General features: G+C 72.6%; 18 protein-coding genes and 1 tRNA gene. 3 read left to right on the forward strand and 16 right to left on the reverse strand.

Going from position 1 to position 17,419, the window contains the following annotated elements; all coding sequences use genetic code 11:
- Nucleotides 1-10 precede the first annotated feature (10 nt).
- A complete protein-coding gene (locus KZC57_RS06075; RefSeq protein ID WP_247641271.1) occupies nucleotides 11-1,201 on the forward strand; it encodes a DUF58 domain-containing protein in 1,191 nt (396 codons plus the stop codon).
- Nucleotides 1,188-3,455 carry a DUF3488 and transglutaminase-like domain-containing protein gene (locus KZC57_RS06080; protein WP_247641272.1) on the forward strand — a complete coding sequence of 756 codons (2,268 nt, stop codon included), beginning with the start codon at nucleotides 1,188-1,190 and terminating at the stop codon, nucleotides 3,453-3,455. Before KZC57_RS06075 ends, KZC57_RS06080 begins: the two co-directional genes overlap by 14 nt.
- Nucleotides 3,456-3,473: 18 nt before the next feature.
- Here the strand turns inward: KZC57_RS06080 and KZC57_RS06085 are convergent, their stop codons facing one another.
- The 12 genes from KZC57_RS06085 to mpaB form a co-directional block, all read right to left on the reverse strand.
- Entirely contained in the window at nucleotides 3,474-4,382 is a 909-nt protein-coding gene (locus tag KZC57_RS06085) for a rhodanese-related sulfurtransferase (protein WP_060922556.1), read from the reverse strand.
- A 29-nt stretch (nucleotides 4,383-4,411) separates the two neighbouring features.
- Entirely contained in the window at nucleotides 4,412-5,143 is a 732-nt protein-coding gene (locus KZC57_RS06090; RefSeq protein WP_105950292.1) for a hypothetical protein, read from the reverse strand.
- Nucleotides 5,140-5,868 carry an ABC transporter permease gene (locus tag KZC57_RS06095; protein ID WP_105950293.1) on the reverse strand — a complete coding sequence of 243 codons (729 nt, stop codon included), beginning with the start codon at nucleotides 5,866-5,868 and terminating at the stop codon, nucleotides 5,140-5,142. The genes KZC57_RS06090 and KZC57_RS06095 overlap by 4 nt, the downstream gene beginning before the upstream one ends.
- Entirely contained in the window at nucleotides 5,865-6,581 is a 717-nt protein-coding gene (locus tag KZC57_RS06100) for an ATP-binding cassette domain-containing protein (RefSeq protein WP_186326391.1), read from the reverse strand. The genes KZC57_RS06095 and KZC57_RS06100 overlap by 4 nt, the downstream gene beginning before the upstream one ends.
- 2 nt (nucleotides 6,582-6,583) lie before the next feature.
- Nucleotides 6,584-8,269 (reverse strand): daptide biosynthesis intramembrane metalloprotease, encoded by a 1,686-nt coding sequence (mpaP, locus tag KZC57_RS06105; RefSeq protein WP_247641273.1) that lies wholly within the window; start codon nucleotides 8,267-8,269, stop codon nucleotides 6,584-6,586.
- Nucleotides 8,266-9,078 carry a daptide-type RiPP biosynthesis methyltransferase gene (mpaM, locus tag KZC57_RS06110; RefSeq protein WP_247641274.1) on the reverse strand — a complete coding sequence of 271 codons (813 nt, stop codon included), beginning with the start codon at nucleotides 9,076-9,078 and terminating at the stop codon, nucleotides 8,266-8,268. The genes mpaP and mpaM overlap by 4 nt, the downstream gene beginning before the upstream one ends.
- Before the next feature lie 68 nt (nucleotides 9,079-9,146).
- Nucleotides 9,147-9,266 carry an MpaA3 family daptide-type RiPP gene (mpaA3, locus tag KZC57_RS16510; protein ID WP_301178377.1) on the reverse strand — a complete coding sequence of 40 codons (120 nt, stop codon included), beginning with the start codon at nucleotides 9,264-9,266 and terminating at the stop codon, nucleotides 9,147-9,149.
- Between the two features lie 10 nt (nucleotides 9,267-9,276).
- Nucleotides 9,277-9,402 (reverse strand): MpaA2 family daptide-type RiPP, encoded by a 126-nt coding sequence (mpaA2, locus tag KZC57_RS16370; protein ID WP_255218699.1) that lies wholly within the window; start codon nucleotides 9,400-9,402, stop codon nucleotides 9,277-9,279.
- Between the two features lie 43 nt (nucleotides 9,403-9,445).
- Nucleotides 9,446-9,580 carry an MpaA1 family daptide-type RiPP gene (gene mpaA1, locus KZC57_RS16375; RefSeq protein WP_255218700.1) on the reverse strand — a complete coding sequence of 45 codons (135 nt, stop codon included), beginning with the start codon at nucleotides 9,578-9,580 and terminating at the stop codon, nucleotides 9,446-9,448.
- Between the two features lie 5 nt (nucleotides 9,581-9,585).
- A complete protein-coding gene (gene mpaC, locus KZC57_RS06115; RefSeq protein WP_247641275.1) occupies nucleotides 9,586-10,758 on the reverse strand; it encodes a daptide-type RiPP biosynthesis dehydogenase in 1,173 nt (390 codons plus the stop codon).
- Complete coding sequence (gene mpaD / locus KZC57_RS06120) at nucleotides 10,755-12,014, reverse strand: daptide-type RiPP biosynthesis aminotransferase (RefSeq protein WP_247641276.1); 1,260 nt, start codon at nucleotides 12,012-12,014, stop codon at nucleotides 10,755-10,757. The genes mpaC and mpaD overlap by 4 nt, the downstream gene beginning before the upstream one ends.
- Nucleotides 12,011-13,078: a daptide biosynthesis RiPP recognition protein gene (mpaB, locus tag KZC57_RS06125; protein WP_217584246.1), complete on the reverse strand. Its 1,068-nt coding sequence runs from the start codon at nucleotides 13,076-13,078 to the stop codon at nucleotides 12,011-12,013. Before mpaB ends, mpaD begins: the two co-directional genes overlap by 4 nt.
- A 165-nt stretch (nucleotides 13,079-13,243) precedes the next feature.
- Between mpaB and KZC57_RS06130 the strand changes: the two genes are divergently transcribed.
- Nucleotides 13,244-13,331: transfer RNA gene (locus tag KZC57_RS06130), tRNA-Ser, on the forward strand.
- 52 nt (nucleotides 13,332-13,383) lie between these two features.
- Here KZC57_RS06130 and KZC57_RS06135 read toward each other — a convergent pair.
- The 4 genes from KZC57_RS06135 to KZC57_RS06150 are packed head-to-tail and all read right to left on the reverse strand — an operon-like array spanning nucleotide 13,384 to nucleotide 17,279.
- Nucleotides 13,384-13,986, reverse strand: coding sequence for a GNAT family N-acetyltransferase (locus KZC57_RS06135; RefSeq protein ID WP_158698559.1), 603 nt, complete (start codon nucleotides 13,984-13,986; stop codon nucleotides 13,384-13,386).
- An 18-nt stretch (nucleotides 13,987-14,004) separates the two neighbouring features.
- Nucleotides 14,005-14,646: a phosphatase PAP2 family protein gene (locus tag KZC57_RS06140; RefSeq protein WP_234024150.1), complete on the reverse strand. Its 642-nt coding sequence runs from the start codon at nucleotides 14,644-14,646 to the stop codon at nucleotides 14,005-14,007.
- Nucleotides 14,647-14,693: 47 nt separating this feature from the next.
- Nucleotides 14,694-15,854 carry a cystathionine gamma-synthase gene (locus KZC57_RS06145; protein ID WP_060922564.1) on the reverse strand — a complete coding sequence of 387 codons (1,161 nt, stop codon included), beginning with the start codon at nucleotides 15,852-15,854 and terminating at the stop codon, nucleotides 14,694-14,696.
- Between the two features lie 54 nt (nucleotides 15,855-15,908).
- Complete coding sequence (locus KZC57_RS06150) at nucleotides 15,909-17,279, reverse strand: cystathionine beta-synthase (RefSeq protein WP_247641277.1); 1,371 nt, start codon at nucleotides 17,277-17,279, stop codon at nucleotides 15,909-15,911.
- Nucleotides 17,280-17,419 lie beyond the last annotated feature (140 nt).

Consider the following 17,419-nt stretch of genomic DNA (forward strand, 5'->3'; position numbering starts at 1 on the left):
GGACACCGCCATGCGCCGACGTCGACTGCTCACGCCGCGCGGCACCGGTGCGCTCATCGCCGCCCTCGCATGCGTGATCGCGGCCAACGTCCTCGGCGCGCGGATCCTGCTGTACCTCGGGGTGCTGCTGGCCGCGCTCACGCTGTTCGCCGCCCTCGCCGTACGCCTCCCGCGGCGCTCCGGGACGGTCAGTCGGCAGATCTCGACCGACCTGCTCACGGTGTCCGAGACCTCGCGGGTCACGGTCCGCTTCACGTTGCGCGCCCTCCGGGTCCCGCACGGGCTGTGGCACGACGTCCTTCCCACCGCGGTCACCGGAGACTCGAGCGGCGAATACCCCGCGGACACACCCCAGCTCAGCTACCTCGTCACCGGCGTGCGCCGCGGCGTCTGGCCCCTGGGGCCCCTCGTGCTGCGGACGGTCGATCCGTTCGGTCTCGCCCAGCGCGAGCAGGCGTTCGGCGACACGCGCACCGTCACGGTCGTCCCGGAGGTCTTCGCGCTCACCCCGCTCGCCGTGCGGATCGGCGCCGCGGGCGGGACGGCGCACACCTCGTCCACCCGCCTCGGCCAGGGCAGCGACAACCTCTCGCCCCGGGGGTACGCCCCCGGCGACTCGATGCGTCGCATCCACTGGAGGGCCACGGCACACCGCGGCGAGCTCATGGTCCGGCAGGAGGAAGAGGAATCGAGCCCGGACGCGGTCGTCGTGCTCGACCGCGCCGCCGGCGGCTGGGCGCCGGGCGCCGATGTCGTCGACCCGGCGTTCGAGGCCGCCGTCTCCCTGTGCGCATCCGCCGCCGTCCACCTCGCAGCGGAGGGGTACAGCGTCGACGTCCTGGACAGCGCCGGCACGCTCCTCGGCGCGCTCCGCGGACACGAGGACGACCGGGACGGACTCCTCGTCGCCCTGGCGATGGTGACGCCGCGCGGTGAGAGACGCGATCTCGTCGCCCTCCTGGGCGGGACTCCGCCGGGCCCGCTCGTCTACGTGACCGGACGGCTGGACGAGGAGGACGCCGCGCTGCTGCGCCCGGCCGGGGCTGCGGCGCCGCTGCTGTTCAGCACGGATCCGCTTCCGGGAGCGGAGGACGCCGCCCGCCACCACGGCTGGACGGTGACGCGGCTCGGCATCGACGTGGCGGACGCCTGGGACGACGCGCTGTCGGCACGGACGGGAGCCACCGATGTTCCGCGCTGAGCGCCCGCAGCCCGCTCCTGTCCCCGCCGGCACGAGCGCACGCTGGCACCGCGACAGGGAGGAGCCGCCGCCCGGTGTGCTCGCGCCGGCGGCCCTCGCCGGGCTCGCCGCACTCACGGCGCTGTGGCCGTTCACCGCCGTCATCGTCCCGGGGACCTGGTCCTTCGTCGCGACCGTGGTCATCATCGCGGTCGTGGGGGTCGGCGCGCTCGTGCGTCACCTCCTGCGCAGGCGCTCGGAGGGCATCGCCGGGCTGCTCGCCCTCCTGGGGCAGATCATCGTGGCGGTCGGCGTGCTCACGCTGCTCCTCGCGGGGGACACCGCGGCCGTCGGGGTCGTCCCGACGGCCGCGACCCTGAGCCGGTTCCAGGTCCTGGCTGCGGCGGCAGCGGAGGAGATCGTCTTCGGCTCCGCCCCGCTGGAGGCCACTCCGGGGCTCGCAGCGGCCCTCGGCGTGGGCTTCGCGGTCGTCGCGATCCTGCTCGATCTCCTCATCGTGAACCGATCCGCCGTGCTCGCGACCGTGCTGATGGGCGTCACCGGCGCGGTGCCCATGATCATCACCCTGGGTGCCCCGAACCTGGGGTGGTTCGCCGCGGCGGCTGTCGTGGGCCTCCTCGTGTTCCGCTTCACCGCCCGCCGCCATCCGGAGTCGCCGCGCCGATCGTCGCCAGGGGTCGCGGTCGCCGTGGGCGCCGCCGCCCTCGCGACCACCTTCGTCGTGACGCCGCTGCTCCCGGTCGGCTCGACCATCACGGGCACCGGGGTCGGCGTGACGGTCGATGCCTCGCTGCGGCTGGGCGACGATCTGCGGCAGCCGAGCCCCGTCGAAGTGCTGACCGTGGCCGCGAAGGCGGACGCCGCCCCGTACCTCCGTCTCACGACGCTCTCCCGGTTCGACGGCCGCGTGTGGCAGCCCGATCGCGGCGACCTGCAGTCTCAGGTCGACGGCTTCGGCGAACCGGAGTGGGGAGACGACATCACCACCGCCGAGCAGACGACCTCGATCCGAGTGCTGCGCATGTCGAGTTCCTGGCTGCCGCTGCCGTATCCCGCCACCGACGTGCAGGGACTCAGCGCAGCATGGCGCGTCTCGCCCGAGAACCGCACCCTGTTCTCCCGCCGTGCCGATGCGGTCGGCAACGATTACACCGTGACCTCGCTCCGAGTGACACCGACGCTGGAGCAGATCCGCGCGGCGGAGGCCGCCCCGCCTGTCGAGGACGCGGAGCGCGAGGACGTCGAGCTGCCGGGAATCATCTCCGAGTTGGCGTCAGAGGTCACCGCGGACGAGGAGTCCGACTACGACCGTCTGGTCGCGCTGCAGAACTGGTTCCGGTCGGAGTTCGAGTACTCGCTGGAGACGCCCGTCGACGAGGGGTTCGACGGAACCGGCGCTGACGCGGTGGCCCGTTTCCTCGAAGAGCGGTCCGGGTACTGCGTGCACTTCGCAGGCTCCTTCGCCCTCATGGCCGAAAGCCTGGGCATGCAGGTGCGCATCGTGGTGGGGTACCTCCCCGGGTCGCCTACCGATGAGAAGCGCGGAGACGAGTCGATCTTCTCGGTGTCGAGCGATCAGCTGCATTCCTGGCCCGAGGTGCTGTTCCCGGGGATCGACTGGGTACCGTTCGAGCCGACCGCCTCCCTCGGCGTGCCCACGGCCTTCCGTGCAGGGATCACCGGAGGGGGGACCGGCGGCAGCCCGACCACCCCGGCACCGACCACGGCACCTCAGACCGAGGAGACGTCGGGCCCGGAGGTCGACCGGAGGGACGCGGATGCCGGCTCGACGGACTCCGGGGAGCTGAGACGGCTCGACCCGACGCCCGTGCTCCTCGCCGCGCTCGGAGTCGTGGCCCTCCTTCTGCTTCCGGCGGCCGTCCGGATCGTCGAGCGGCGCGTCCGCATGCGCCGTGCGGCGCGAGGCGACGCGGCCGCCGCCTGGGCGGAACTGCGGGACACCCTCCTCGACCTCCGGATCGCGGTCTCGGATGCGGACAGTCCTCGGATGCGGGCCGCCGGGCTCGTCCGGGAGGCGGGGGCGGACGAGGAGGCGCTGGGGCGGCTCATCACGGCCGTGGAGCGGGCCAACTACGCTCGCTCGTCCGCGGCGGAGGACGATCTCGCGGCGCCCCTGCGGTCCGTGCTCGTCAGCCTCCGCGCGCATGTCGACGGCACGACGCGAGCCCGAGCCGTGCTGCTGCCGCGGTCGCTCTACGCCCCGCGGGGGTCCGACTCGCGGCTCCTGATCTGACGCTCGGCCGCCGGACGCTCAGGTCTGCGACGGAGCAGCCGTCGCATGCGCCGGGCACGTGACGGCCTCGCAGTCCGCGCAGACCACGAACTGCATCCGGCAGGAGAGGTCGGGGCAGTTCGCGGTGCGTTTGGTCGCCGCACCACACCCTGCACACACGCCGATGACGCGCGCGTGATCCGAGAAGTCGACGGACCCGCGCCCGTCGAAGACGTAGAGCGATCCGTCCCAGAGGCCGTCGTCGCCGTACGTCTCGCCGTAGCGGACGATGCCGCCCTCGAGCTGGTAGACCTCGCCGAAGCCGCGGGACACCATGAGGCTCGACAGCACCTCGCAGCGGATGCCCCCGGTGCAGTAGGTGACGACGGGCTTGCCCTTCAAGTCGTCGTACACGCCGGAGTCGAGCAGACGCACGAAGTCCCTGGTGGTCTCGGTGTCCGGCACGACGGCGCCGCGGAAGCGTCCGATCTCAGCCTCCAGCGCGTTCCGGCCGTCGAAGAACACGACCTCGTCCCCGCGCTCGGCGACCAGGGCGTGCAGCTGGTCGGGGGTGAGCCGCGCGCCTCCGCCGACGACGCCGTCCGCGTCGACGCGGAGCTCGTCCGGGGCGCCGAACGACACGATCTCGTCGCGCACCTTCACGCTCAGCTTCGGGAAATCGAGGCTGCGGCCCGCCTCGTCGAGTCCGGTGCCCTCGCTCCATTTGATGTCGGTGTCCCGGAAGGGGGCGTAGGAGCGGAACGAACGCGCCCACTTCTTCAGAGCCGGGAGGTCCCCGCCCAGAGTGCCGTTGACGCCGTGCGCCGAGATCAGCAGCCGTCCGCGCAGCCCCAGCGCCTCGCCGAGGTCACGCTGCCAGACGCGGATGGCCTCCGGGTCGGCGAGCGGGGTGAACGCGTAGAAGAGGACGATCTTGGGGGTGGCCACCCAGGAATCCTACGTCGCCTCCTGAAGCGCTACGACACGTCCCTCCGCAGGAAGACGATCGCCCCTGCGCCGACCGCGAGCAGGACCCATCCTGCCGCGAAGGGCACGGCCGCGGGCCCGAGGCGTCGATCCGCCGGGATGCCGATGACGGACACGTCGAACTGGAAGGCGCCGAGCAGGGCCGGGAGAGGCAGGTATGCGGCGCCTGCGCTCCAGAACAGCGCGACGAGCATCCCGAACCCCATCGTGAGCGCGGCGGCGAAGAGCGCCGCGAGATGCGCCTGCACGACGATGCCGACGCCCAGCCCCCACAGCGCCGCGGCCGCACCGAGGGCGACAGCCGACGCGACGGCCGACGCGTTCACGGGCACGCCGCCCATGGTGACGAGCAGCGCCGTGCGACCGCCGACCACCGCGGCGCCCGCGACGACCGCGCCGCCCAGCGCCGCGGCGGGCACCCGGGCGACGAGCAGCGCCCATCGGGACTCCAGCATCAGCCGCTGCGCGACGACGCCGTCCCGCCGGTCGATCGTGTAGCGGAAGGAGCCGTAGACGGCCGCGAGGATGCCGGCGTAGGTCGCGAGCACGGCGTCGAAGGGGGCGACGAGCTCCTCCCGGGCCGCCGACGGGGCCTCGGCGAGCTCCGCCGGGATGCTCATCGCCAGGGAGAGGGACAGCAGGAAGGCCGCCAGCGCGACCCCGAGGAGGACGACGTCCCCGGCCGCGCCCCGCGCCTGTGCCCGCAGCGCTCGACCGATCACGCGACGCTCCGCCGTCCCCGGACGGCGGCGAGCGCGACGAGGCCGACCGCCCATGCCGTCCCGATGGCGAGGGCGGGCGCGAAGGCGAGCAGTCGGCCCTGGTACTCCGGCACGCTCAGCGCCGCGATGGCCATGCCGGGGGAGAACCGCGCGATCTCGGGCGCGGTCCGCAGCATCGCGAACTCCAGCGCCATCGGGAAGACGAGGACGATGATCGCCGTCGCGTAGTAGTTCCGGGTGATCCAGCCGATCGCGCCGCCGATGAGGGCACCGAGGACCACACCGCCCAGAGCCCCCACGACGATGCGCCCTGCCTCCGCCGTGAACACGAGGCTGAGCCCGTGCCGGGCGAGGAAGACGGAGATGCCGAGCGTCCACAGCAGGATGACGACCACGGCCAGCGTGAGGGCGATGAAGACGCCCGCGACCAGCTTCCCCGGGAAGGCGCGGCGGAACCCGACCGCCGTGAGCGTCCGGTCCATGGAGCCGTAGTAGTACTCCCGCGTCACCGGGTACGCGCCGACGAACGCCGCCGAGATGACCGACCACGCGAGCGGCTCCAGCAGCCGGGCCGTCGCCGTGCCCGCGTCGAGGCCGTCCACCGCGAGACGGGAGCCGTCGGAGAAGAGCACGAAGGCCGGCATGAGGACCGCGACGAGGTACACGGCCAGGATCGACAACCCGCTCACCGCGCGCAGCAGTTCGCCGCGGATCACGCCGCTCATGCGGGGGCTCCTTCGACGAGGTCGAAGTACCGGCTCTCGAGCGAGTCGGCCCCGCCCGTGACGAGGTCGTCCAGCCTCCCGGCGAAGAGCGCGCGCCGTTTGATGACGACCACCTCGTCCACGACCTGCTCGAGCTCGGAGAGCTGATGACTGGAGACGAGCACCGTGCCGCCGCGTTCGGCGAAGCCGCGGAGGAACCGGCGCAGCCACCGGATGCCGTCGGGGTCCAGGCCGTTGGCAGGCTCGTCGAGGATGAGCGTCCGCGGCGCACCGATCAACGCCGCGGCCAGGCCCAGCCGCTGCGCCATGCCCGTCGAGTAGGTCTTCACACGACGGCGCGCATCGGCGGCGAGGCCCACCTCGTCCAGCACCTCGTCGACGCGGTCGCGGGGCATCCCGGCGGCGAGCCGGCAGATCTCCAGGTGCCGTCGCCCCGAGATGCCGGGCTCGAAGCCGAACCCGTCCATGTGGACGCCGACGTGCGCCGCCGGGTTGTCCAGCGTCCCGAACGGCGCCCCGTCGATGACGGCCTCGCCGCTGGTCGGCCGCACGAGTCCGACGATCGCGCGCAGCGTCGTCGACTTCCCCGCGCCGTTCGGGCCGAGGAGCCCGACGATCGCCCCGCGGGGCACCGCGAACGACAGGTTTTCGACGGCGGTGCGGCGTCCGAACCTCTTCGTGAGGCCGCGTACCTCGATGGCGTGCTGATTCATGTTCATCCTCTCTCCTCCTCGCTCGTGAGAGCTGACAACGGGGACGCGACCGTCGCCCAGAGCGCCTGCCAGAGCGGGGTCGTGCCGAGGTCGACGCGCGCCTGTCCGGCCGCCGGCAGGGCACCCCGCTCCCCCGTCACCTCCACCTCCGCCACGGCCGTCGCCGGGACCGATGCCTCGGGCATCCTGACCGGGAAGAGCGCCTCGATCGGCACCTCGGTCTCCGTCGCAGGTCGGGTCCGGATCGTCCCCTCGCCGCGGTACTCGCTGGCGAGGATGCCCCGCGTCGACAGGACCACCGGAGCACCGTCCGGGATGCGGGCCCCGGGATCCCGTCCGCCCTGCACCAGGACCACCCGGTCGTCGTCCACGGAGAACCCCAGCACCGCGGCCGTCGGGACCGGGACGAGGATGCCGGCGGCCACGATTCCGGCCGCGAGCGCGGCGGTCACGCCGACGAGGCGGAACCGCGAGGCACCGGATCGCCACACCCGGAGCAGAGCGCGCACCAGGAGGACGACACCCGCCACGACCACGACGGCCTCCAGAGCGAGCACGAAGAGGCTCGCCGCCGGGCCACCTCCGTCGAGCAGCTGCGCGGTCCGGACGACTGCGAACAGCACCATGACGACCGGGGCCGCCAGGCAGCAGAGACCGAACGGCACGCTCCACCACCGCTCCAGCGCCCGCGGCTGCCGCGGCGCCCCGAACACGAGGCGGGCGAGGAAGCCCGCGCCGTCACGGATCGACCTCCTCCGGAGATTCGGCTCGTCCAGGGCGCTCATCAGGGCGAGGTACCCGTCGAAGCGCACGAAGGGGATCAGGTTCACGAGCACGACGACCGTGCAGGAGATCGCGAGGAGCAGCAGTGTCTCGCGGGCCGCCGACGACGGCAGGGCGAGAGCGGCGAGCATGGCCACCGCCGCCACCGTGGCGTGGACGGCGGGGCCGGCCAGGGCGATCGCCACGCGATGCCGGCGGTCGGGGAGCCGCCAGCCGTCCGTGACATCGACGAAGAAGGCGGGCGTGAGGTAAAGGAGCATGAACCCCGCGCGCCGCGGCCGGCCTCCCAGCCGGGTGAGGGTGAGCCCGTGCGCGGTCTCGTGGATCAGGGTCGCGAGGCCGAGCGCCACGACGACGATGGCGAAGCCGGCGAGCGGCACAGGACGAGCGAGCACGGCACCCAGCTCGCCGAGGTGCAGGGCCGCGCCGACGATCCCGGCCCCGACCACTGCGGCGACGACCGCGAGGACCGCACGACGCGGTACGGGCACGACCACACGGTCGAGACGCGCGAAGAGCGCGGAAGCGCGGAGGGTCGCGAACTGCACGGTGAACGGCGGCCGATACGTGACACGGCCGGGCAGCCGGGACGCGCCCCCGTCCAGGAGCCCGTTGTCGCGGAAGCGCTCCATCAGTCGCAGCACGCTCTCGTCGGTCTCCCCCGGGGCGAAGCGCGTCTGCAACGCCGAGACGGGAGTCCGGCCGTCCATCGCCGTCAGCAGGTCGACCACCGCTCGGGACAGTCGGGCGGTCGGCACGCCCTGGACGGTGGCGAGCCACCCGGACCCCTCCGCCGTCGGCTCGAACGCGACGCCGGCGGCGAGAGACGGGCACGAGTCCGGCGTGAGGGAGGCGCGGCCGTCCCCGCGGCGACGCCGATCGGGTCGAGGTCCTGCCGTCGTCATCGCCGGCCCCTTCCATCCCCGGCGCGGGAGGTCGTGAGGAGCAGGATCTCCACACCCGCGGGCGTCCGCACGGGAGACCTCTCCGGCGCCGTGAACCCCGCGGCGACGAGCTCACCCGCGAGGACCTCGGGGGTCAGCACGTGCAGGCGACTCGTGAGGACCGGCACCTCCGCACGCGGGGCGATGTCCGCGAGGCGGACCCAGTTGACCAGCCGTGCGGCGCCGTCGTCCTCGATCTGCTGTGCGAAGAGGTAGGGTTCGTCTCCGGCGCTGCCGGGGACCGTGATCTCGCGGTCGGTCGGGATTGCGAGACTGTCCGCCGACACCCCGTCCGCGATGGTGAGGGCGAAGACGCCGGCGGAGGCCAGATGACGTCGAACGCCCGCGTAGAGACGCGCCCGGTCTTCGCGATCGAGCAGCGTGATGGAGGTCGCCCCGAGGACGACGAGGCCGAAGTGCCCGCCGAGCGCGAGGTCGCGCATGTCCGCAACGACGCACTCGACGGTCGCTCCGTGCGGCACGGCGCCGCGGAGGCGGGCGAGCATGTCCGCGGAGAGATCGACCGCCGTGACGCGGTGCCCGGAGCGTGCGAGCGGGATCGTCAGCCGTCCGCTGCCCGCGGCGAGGTCCAGGACGGGTCCGGGGGCCGTGTGCGCGAGCCCCAGGACCTCGCGGATCTCCGCCCGGTCCGGGCCGACGAGCCGGTCGTAGAAGTCGGTGCCGGCTCCGGCGTACAGGTCCTGTGCCCTGGCGGTCGCGCCGACGAGGTCGAGCCGTGCCGCCACGGTCTCGGTGATCAGGGACGTCATCCGTGCATCGCCTCTCCTCGGCTGGATGGTCGGGGGGTGCGGGCGGACGATCCCGCCCGCACCCGCTGTCAGGTCGCGATGGCGGCGGCTCCGCCGATGATCGCGATGATGTAGCTCGCGTGCTCCCACCACTCGAGCGGGGTGTCGATCTGTTCGAGTTCCAGGAACTCCAGCGACGTGGACTGCACAGTGCACCTCCTAGGTCAGAGCGAGAATTCCGATGATCACGCCCACGGCGAAGCCGCGGATGTAGTCATCGGCATCGCCCGGCGCGTCCATGGCCTCGAGTTCGGTGAACTCGAGCGCCGGCAGTGCTGCGTTCATGCGTCCCTCCTTCCTTTCTCCGATCGAGTGCTGCCGGACGGCATCACGTGGCGGCTGCCGCACCGATCCCGATGAGGACCAGCGCGCCGATCACGCCCTGGTAGAAGCTGTCCCAACTGGGGGCCTCCATCGGGTCGAGCTCCTGGAACCGGATGCTCATCTCCGTGCTTTCGTTCATTCCCGTCACCTCCTCTCCGCCACTCGGGGCCGGCGATCGCCGACCGGGGACGGGCTCCACCGGGAGTCGTGGAGCACAGCACGGACGTCCGCGGCGCGGATTCCGCGCAGCATGGGGCGGTGATCACCCCACGCCCTCTCCACGGCGGCGGCGATCCGATCGATCTCCCGTGCGCTCGGGCGCGGCGGTGACGGGAGGCCGCCCTGATCGACGACGACGGCGATGCCGGCGGCCGGCTCGCGAGGCAGTGCTGTCCCCGCCGCGACGCCGGCCCAGAAGGCGTCGAGGCTGGCGCGGTCGCCCCAGCGTGGATCGCCCGCACCGATCCGCTGCCAGACGGCGGCGATGACCGCCGCCGTGGCCGTCATCTTGCGGACGCCGAGATGGAAGGCGACCTCGTTCGCGAGGTACCAGTGCCGGGCGCTGTACGGATCGGTGCCGCGAAGGGCGGCCGTGCGCTGGGTCGCGGCGCTGAGCCGCGCGAGGCGCAGGCGTCCCGTCGTCGACATCACGTCCCGCGCGGCCGCCTCGAGCAACGCCCGACCGAGGATCCGCGCGTCGCGGTCGGCCCGCGCCGTCCGTGGACTCGTCGAGGCGCCGGCCACCCGGAGGAACGCCTCCAGCGCTCCCTCTCGCACGGCAGCAGGGGTGAGCGTGGCGAGCTGGTCGGGATCGAGGACGGCGTGGCGCGGACGCAGCGGGCGACCGACGAGGAGCCGGGCTCCGCAGCGGTTCCGGAGGATGGCGACGCTGTTCGTCTCCGACGACGTGCCGAGCGTCGTCGGCATCGCGACGATGTCGACCGGCGGAGGCGCGTCGGGCAGGATCGTGAGTGCCGAGGTCGCCGCGTGCCGCAGGGCGAAGTCCAGGAGGCGTCCGGGGCTGAGCGCGAGGGCCGCGATCTTGCTCGCATCGAGGACGCTTCCGCCGCCGACGGCCACGATGACCTCGGGCGGTCGCCGGACGAGCTCCTCGGCGATCAGGAGGATCCCCAGCTCATCCACCGCGGCAGCGTCCACCGTCATCGTCCGGCCCGACTGCGGGGTGGGGAGGGGGTGCGCGACGGCCGCGTCGGCGAGCACCAGCGTGTCGCGTCCCGCTGTCAGACCCACCATCGTCTCTCGTGCGCGCGACCCGTGCCACAGCGTGGGGACGCGTGCGGTGAACGGCACGGTCATGCCACCGCCTCCCGCGCCCGTGCCAGGCCGCCTCGCACGGCCCGGTCGGTCTCGGCCACCTCCGCCGGGGTGAAGCCGTAGCCGGGGATGAGCTGGAAGGAGCTCGGACCGGGGTGCACCACGACACCGCTGTCGGCGATGGCTGACACCACCTCCAGGACGTCGGTCCCGGAGAGCGGGGACCCGTCCGGGCGGCGGAGCCCCACCCCGACGAAGCAGCCGCTGCCGGTGACGTCGGTGACGATCCCGTCCTCCTGCCAGGTCCTCGCGAGGCGATGCAGCGTCGACGCCAGGGCCTGCGTGGTGGCCTCGACGTCGATACGGCGGAGCTCGTCGATCACGGCGAGGACCGCGGCCGCGCAGGCCGGCGTGCCCGCCTGCGTCTCCCCGTGCACGAACGTCCATCCGCCGCGGGCGAACGCCGTCGCGATGCGGTCGCCGACGAGGAGCGCCGCCGCTCCCATCGCCCCGTTCGTCAACGCCTTCGACACGAGGAGGACGTCTGGGGCGGCTGCCCAGCCCTCGGTGGCGAACATCGCGCCGGTGCGCCCGAAACCGGTCGCCACCTCGTCTGCCACCAGCAGGAACCCGTGCCGCTCCCTCAGCTCCAGGAGACGACGGACGAAGGCGGCGGACAAGGCATGGGCGCCGCTGCCGAGGACGGGCTCCACCACGACAGAGGCGACGCGGGAGCCTTCACGCTCCAGCAGCGCTTCGAGCTCCGCCCCCTCGTCAGTGTGCGACACGTGCCGCACCGTGCGCCTGTCGACGCCGTAGACCGACTGCAGCAGGTCGTCGCCGCTCAGCACATGACTGCCGTACATCGTGCCGTGATAGCTGCCGCGCAGGCCGACGACGAGCGACCGCGAGCCCGCGCCCTGCTGCGCCCAGTACTGCCGGGCGAGCTTCATGGCGGCGTCGTTGGCCGCCCCGCCGGAGGTGGAGAAGATCACCCGCCGGTAGCGGTCGGAGCCCGCGAGGGCGATGAGGGCGTCGGCGGCGTCTTCGGCGTACCGGTGCGGGGCACGGAACAGCGAGAGGTACGACGCGTCGCGGGTCGCCCTGCTCACGGCCTCGGTCACCGCGGGATTGCCGAAGCCGAGGGGCACGTTCCACAGGCCGCTGGTCGCGCAGAGGCGGTCGGAGCCGTCGGCGTAGAAGAGGCGATGACCGGCGGCCCCGATCGCCACCCGATCCGGAGGGAACGCGGTGTCGGCGGGGAGCATCGACGTCCACAGCGCGTGCGGCACGCTCATCTCGCACCGTCCCCCGAGGCGTCCTCGGTCCGCGCACCGAGGTGGACGCCGAGCGCGGCGAGCGCCTCCAGGCACAGGTGCCGTGCGTGGGCATCGGGCACTCCGCAAGCGCGCGCCACGCGCGCCGCCGCCCGCCCGCGTGTGCTCGAGGTCTGGATCGCGTCGACCACCGCGGCGGTCAGCGGCGACAGGAGATGCCGACGGAGCGTCCGGACGTCGGCGAGCAGGAACCCCTCGGCGGTGTCGAGCAGGAACGGGTCGTCGGCCAGGGCCTCCGCATCCGCGAGGTCGTCATCGAGGAGCGCCCACCCGTAGCCCGCGATCCGGGCGGTGCCGTTCGGCAGGCGGAGCATCTTCCGGAGATCGGCGGCGTCCAGGTATCGACGGAGCCACGGCCGGGTGTCGAGTTCGGCGACGAGGTCGGCCGAGCCGGGCACGCCGCCCAGCATCGACGCCCGCGGGAGAGCCCATCCGAGGGCGTCGGGGAGGTCGTCCACGTGGCCGATCGCCTCCCCCTGCAGCCCGAGATGCACACCGCCGTCCCCGTCGATGCGGACGGCGCGCGGAGTCTCCACCTCCTGCGGCCGCGCGAGAGCGGAGCGGTCCGCCAGCAGCACCCGCGGGTCGAGCATCGCGGCGGCGAAGACTCCGGTGCCGCGAGCGAGGTCGGCGTCGTCGAGGAAGGCACGCCAGCTCGCCTCGTCGAAGAAGCGCATGGCCGTCGGTCCGACGATCTGGACGAAGGAGGCCGCGATGTAGTCCTGGAGCTCGACGCCACGCTCCCCCAGGAACAGCTCGTCACCGAGGTCGGCGAGCCGTCCTCCGTAGCCGACGACCCGCGCCGCCGCCGGCCGAGGCGCCGATCCTGCGGGCTCGAGGATCACGTCCTCGGGGTCGGCCGCAGCCGCGAGGGCCTCAGCCCCGGTCTCCGCCTCGCGCAGGAACACGCGACCGCGTGCCGCGTGCCCGCCGGTGACCCACGCCCGCAGGGCGTGCGGCCCGAGGAGCGGATCTTCGCCCGTCGACCCGTCGTCCTGCCGTGCCGTCGTCGCACTCGTCCCCATGATCCCCCCAGAGAACCGGATCCGTCTGACGCCATTGCGTCTTCATATGAAGATATACAGACCTCTGCTGACGCGCAATATAACAGGTTTCGTGGTCGCGGGCCGGCATCGCCGGTATGTCACGAGGCCCCCGGGACATCGGATAGGATGGACAGGTTGTTCCCTGGTGACGTGTCCGAGCGGCCGAAGGAGCACGCTTGGAAAGCGTGTGTTGTGCAAGCAACCGCGGGTTCGAATCCCGCCGTCACCGCCACAGACGAAGAAGACCTCCGCATCGCGGAGGTCTTCTCTCGTTTCGGGCGGCGTCAGCCGTCGAAGCGCACCCCGTACGTCAGACCACCGGGTGCGGACGGGAGCACGGTCATGCCGAGCCGCTCGTAGAACGCGGCCGCGCCGGAGTTCGCGGGATCCATGCCGAGGTGCAGCGCCGGGACACCGCGCCGGCGCAGCTCGGCGAAGAGCGTCTCGATGAGACCGCGACCGAGTCCCTGCCCCTGGGTCTCCGGGAGCAGGTCGATGTGCAGATGCGCCGGGTACTCGGCGGCATGCGGCTCGACCCCCGGCTCCCTGGTGTAGCCGTACTCGATCAGCTTCTCCTCGCGCGTCTGCGGGTCCGCCGATCGCGGATAGCGCGCGTGCAGGCCGGGCCACCACTCGTCGCGGAACCAGGCGTAGAAGGCGTCGGTGTCGTCGGTGGCGACGATGTAGCCGATGGTGCGCCCGTCCTCCGCCTCCACGACCCAGGCGAGGTCCGGGTGCCGTTCGACGTACGCCACCGCGAAGAGGTTCCCCCACAGCTCGTCATCGGGCAGCACCCCGGTGGCGTCTCCCCCGGCGTCGGCCGTCCGCAGGCAGATCTCGAACATCGCCGGGCGATCGGTCGGACGGTAGGGACGGATGCGCGACACGGGGGCTCCTCGGACGGGTCAGGTTCCGCTCAGCCTATCGGCGCGGGCAGTCGCCTCGACGTCGCGTCGCACCCACGGCACCAGCCAGGCGGCGAGCACGAGCACGACACCGGCACCGACGAACGCCCCGCCGAGGGTGTCCGTCGCCCAGTGCACCGACAGGAAGGTGCGCGACAGCGCCATGAGCACGATCCAGGCCGCCCCCACGATCGCCACCCACACCCGCGGGAAGAGCACCCAGAGCACCAGGGCGATGGTCGCCGCATTCGCGGTATGACCGGACGGGAACGAGCCGTAGTCGCTCACCACGAGCATGTCGTGCGGCCGGGCACGGCCGAAGACGTTCTTCAGGAGCTGGACGGCTCCGGCGCTGACGAGGAAGCACAACGCGGCGAACAGCGCCCCCCGCCATCGGCGCAGCAACAGCAGGACGGCGATGGTCGCCAGCGGCACGGCGAGGATGGCGACCCAGCCACCGCCGATCCAGTTCAGCGCGAGGGCGAAGCTCAGCATCCAGTCCGCGCGGACCGCGGCGATCGTGTCGTTCCACCACTGGTCGAGGCCGGGCGTCTGCGGATACACGAAGACGACGAGAGCGCCGAGGGCAGTGGCCAGGAGGAGGCAGGCGACGCCCCACCACAGCAGCATCCGTCGATTCATCGTCCCATTGTGACGGACGCCCCCGCGATCGCGGGTCGCCGTGCCGGTCAGCGGGCGATGCGGGCGAGACCCTCCTCGAGATCCGCGATGAGGTCAGCCACGTCCTCGATGCCGACCGAGAGCCGCACGACGTTCTCCGGCACCGCGAGCTCCGTGCCGCGGACCGACGCGTGGGTCATCTCCGGCGGGTACCCGATGAGCGACTCCACGCCGCCGAGCGACTCGGCGAGCTGGAACACGTGCGTGCTCTCGGCGAAGGCCCGGGCGGCGTCCGCCCCCGCGGCGAGACCGAGCGACAGCATGCCGCCGAAGCCGCTCATCTGCCGCGCCGCGATCCCGTGACCGGGGTGCGACGGGAGGCCGGGATAGAACACCTGCGCGAACTCCGGCCGCGCCTGGGCCCATTCGGCGATGGCCTGCGCGTTCTCGGAGTGCTGGCGCACCCGCACCGCGAGGGTCTTGATGCCGCGGGTCGTCAGCCAGGCGTCCAGCGGCGCCGAGACCGCCCCCACCGCGAACTGCTGGAACTTCACGGCCTCGACGAAGCGGTCGTCGCCGAAGACGACGGCGCCGCCCAGCACGTCGGAGTGCCCGCCCAGGTATTTCGTCGTCGAGTGCACGACGAGATCGGCGCCGAGCGCGAGCGGCTGCTGCAGAGCCGGCGAGGCGAACGTGTTGTCCACCACGACGAGGGCACCGGCCGCATGCGCCACCTCGACGATGAGCGCGATGTCGACGACCTTCAGCAGCGGGTTGCTCGGCGTCTCCAGCCACACGATGCGCGTCTCGGGTCGGATCGCCGCGCGGATCACGTCGACGTCGGAGAGCTCGACCGTGGTCGTGTCGATCCCCCACGGCGCGAGCACCTTCGTGAGCAGGCGGTAGGTGCCGCCGTAGACGTCGTTCCCGAGGAGCACGTGGTCGCCGGGCTTGAGGATGCCGCGCAGCAACGCGTCCTCGGCGGCGAGACCGGACGCGAACGACAGCGCCCCGACCCCGCCCTCGAGAGCGGCGAGCTGCGTCTCCAGCGAGGAGCGCGTCGGGTTGCCCGCACGGTTGTACTCGTAGCCGTCCCGGAAGCCGCCGATGCCGTCCTGCACGTGCGTAGACGACTGGTAGATCGGCGGGATGATCGCCCCGGTGATCGGGTCGGGCGCCTGACCGGCGTGGATGGCTCGGGTAGCGAAGGCGTGGTCGTGGTCGGACATGCTCTCAGCCTACGTCCGGGCCCTTCGACGGGTGCCGGCCTGTTACGTCCCGCGTCACCGGGAGAGGTAGCCGAGCAGGTCCTGTCGGGTCAGCACGGTATGCGGCTTGCCGTCCTCGGTGACGAGGAGGGCGTCGGCGTCGGCGAGCGCGGCCCGTGCCTGCGCGACCGGCGCGTGGATGCCGATGAGTGGCAGCCGCTCCCCCACGTGTGCGCCGACGGCGTCGCTCGGTTCGGCGTCGCCCCGGAAGAGCAGGTCGAGAAGGCCCTTCTCGTCGACGGTGCCCACGACCTCGCCCATCATCACGGGCGGCTCCGCGCTGAGGACGACGAGCTGCGAGACCTCGTACTCCGTCATCATGCCGATCGCCTCGAGCACCGTGTCGGTGGGGTGCGCGTGCACGAGGTCGGGGAGGCCGTGGCGGGAGGCCCGGGCGGCGAGCACGTCGGCGACCGTCTCCCCCTCCTCCACCTCGCTGAACCCGTAGGAGCGCATCCAGCCGTCGTTGAAGATCTTGCCCAGGTAGCCGCGTCCGCCATCCGGGAGGAGCACGACCATGACCGCATCCGCCGGCAGGTCCTTCGCCACCCGCAGCGCCCCGACGACGGCCATGCCGCTGGAGCCGCCGACGAGGATGCCCTCCTCGCGGGCCAGGCGCCGCGTCATCGCGAACGACTCCGCATCGCCGACCGCGACGATCTCGTGCGGGACGGCGGGATCGTAGGCACCGGGCCAGATGTCCTCGCCCACGCCCTCGACGAGATAGGGCCGGCCGGTGCCGCCGCTGTAGACGCTGCCCTCCGGATCGACCCCGATGATGCGCACCGCGTCGTCGGACACCTCGCGCAGATAGCGTCCCGTGCCGGTGATCGTGCCGCCCGTCCCCACGCCGGCGACGAAGTGCGTGACGCGCCCGTCGGTGTCGCGCCAGATCTCCGGCCCGGTCGTCTCGTAGTGGCTGCGCGGCCCGTTCGGGTTCTCGTACTGGTTCGGCCTGAAGGCCCCGGGGATCTCCCGTGCCAGCCGGTCGCTCACGCTGTAGTACGACTCCGGGCTGTCCGCCGGGACGGAGGTCGGGGTCACGACGACCTCCGCACCGTACGCGCGGAGCACGTCGATCTTGTCCTCGCCCACCTTGTCCGGGAGCACGAAGACGCACCGGTAGCCGCGCTGCTGCGCCACAAGGGCGAGCCCGACGCCGGTGTTGCCGCTCGTGGGCTCGACGATCGTGCCCCCCGGCTGCAGATCGCCCGCGGCCTCGGCGGCATCGATGATCCGCGCGGCGATCCGATCCTTCGCCGACCCGCCCGGGTTCAGGTACTCGAGCTTCACGAGCACCGTGCACGCGATGCCCTCGGTGACGTGCTGGAGCTTCACCAGGGGCGTGTCGCCGACGAGGTCGACGATCGAGTCTGCGTACTTCATCTGTTCAGGGTACGGCGCGGGCCCTCGCCTGCGGGGCTGTGTTTCAGCGCCGCTTCGACAGGCTCAGCGACCCAGAAACCTGGGTCCCTGAGCCTGTCGAAGGGCGCTGGGTCCCTGAGCCCGTCGAAGGGCCCTGGGTC

Source organism: Microbacterium sp. KSW4-4 (assembly GCF_023091185.1).
Classification (GTDB): Bacteria; Actinomycetota; Actinomycetes; order Actinomycetales; family Microbacteriaceae; genus Microbacterium; species Microbacterium paraoxydans.

Coding starts and splice junctions, on each gene's coding strand:
- KZC57_RS06150 (WP_247641277.1), bottom strand. CDS start 17,279: ATGAAGTACGCAGACTCGATCGTCGACCTCGTCGGCGACACGCCCCTG.
- mpaA2 (WP_255218699.1), bottom strand. CDS start 9,402: ATGAACGCAGCACTGCCGGCGCTCGAGTTCACCGAACTCGAGGCCATG.
- KZC57_RS06075 (WP_247641271.1), top strand. CDS start 11: ATGCGCCGACGTCGACTGCTCACGCCGCGCGGCACCGGTGCGCTCATC.
- mpaM (WP_247641274.1), bottom strand. CDS start 9,078: ATGACGTCCCTGATCACCGAGACCGTGGCGGCACGGCTCGACCTCGTC.
- KZC57_RS06145 (WP_060922564.1), bottom strand. CDS start 15,854: ATGTCCGACCACGACCACGCCTTCGCTACCCGAGCCATCCACGCCGGT.
- mpaA1 (WP_255218700.1), bottom strand. CDS start 9,580: ATGAACGAAAGCACGGAGATGAGCATCCGGTTCCAGGAGCTCGACCCG.
- mpaC (WP_247641275.1), bottom strand. CDS start 10,758: ATGACCGTGCCGTTCACCGCACGCGTCCCCACGCTGTGGCACGGGTCG.
- mpaP (WP_247641273.1), bottom strand. CDS start 8,269: ATGACGACGGCAGGACCTCGACCCGATCGGCGTCGCCGCGGGGACGGC.
- KZC57_RS06100 (WP_186326391.1), bottom strand. CDS start 6,581: ATGAATCAGCACGCCATCGAGGTACGCGGCCTCACGAAGAGGTTCGGA.
- mpaB (WP_217584246.1), bottom strand. CDS start 13,078: ATGGGGACGAGTGCGACGACGGCACGGCAGGACGACGGGTCGACGGGC.
- mpaD (WP_247641276.1), bottom strand. CDS start 12,014: ATGAGCGTGCCGCACGCGCTGTGGACGTCGATGCTCCCCGCCGACACC.
- KZC57_RS06080 (WP_247641272.1), top strand. CDS start 1,188: ATGTTCCGCGCTGAGCGCCCGCAGCCCGCTCCTGTCCCCGCCGGCACG.
- KZC57_RS06140 (WP_234024150.1), bottom strand. CDS start 14,646: ATGAATCGACGGATGCTGCTGTGGTGGGGCGTCGCCTGCCTCCTCCTG.
- KZC57_RS06095 (WP_105950293.1), bottom strand. CDS start 5,868: ATGAGCGGCGTGATCCGCGGCGAACTGCTGCGCGCGGTGAGCGGGTTG.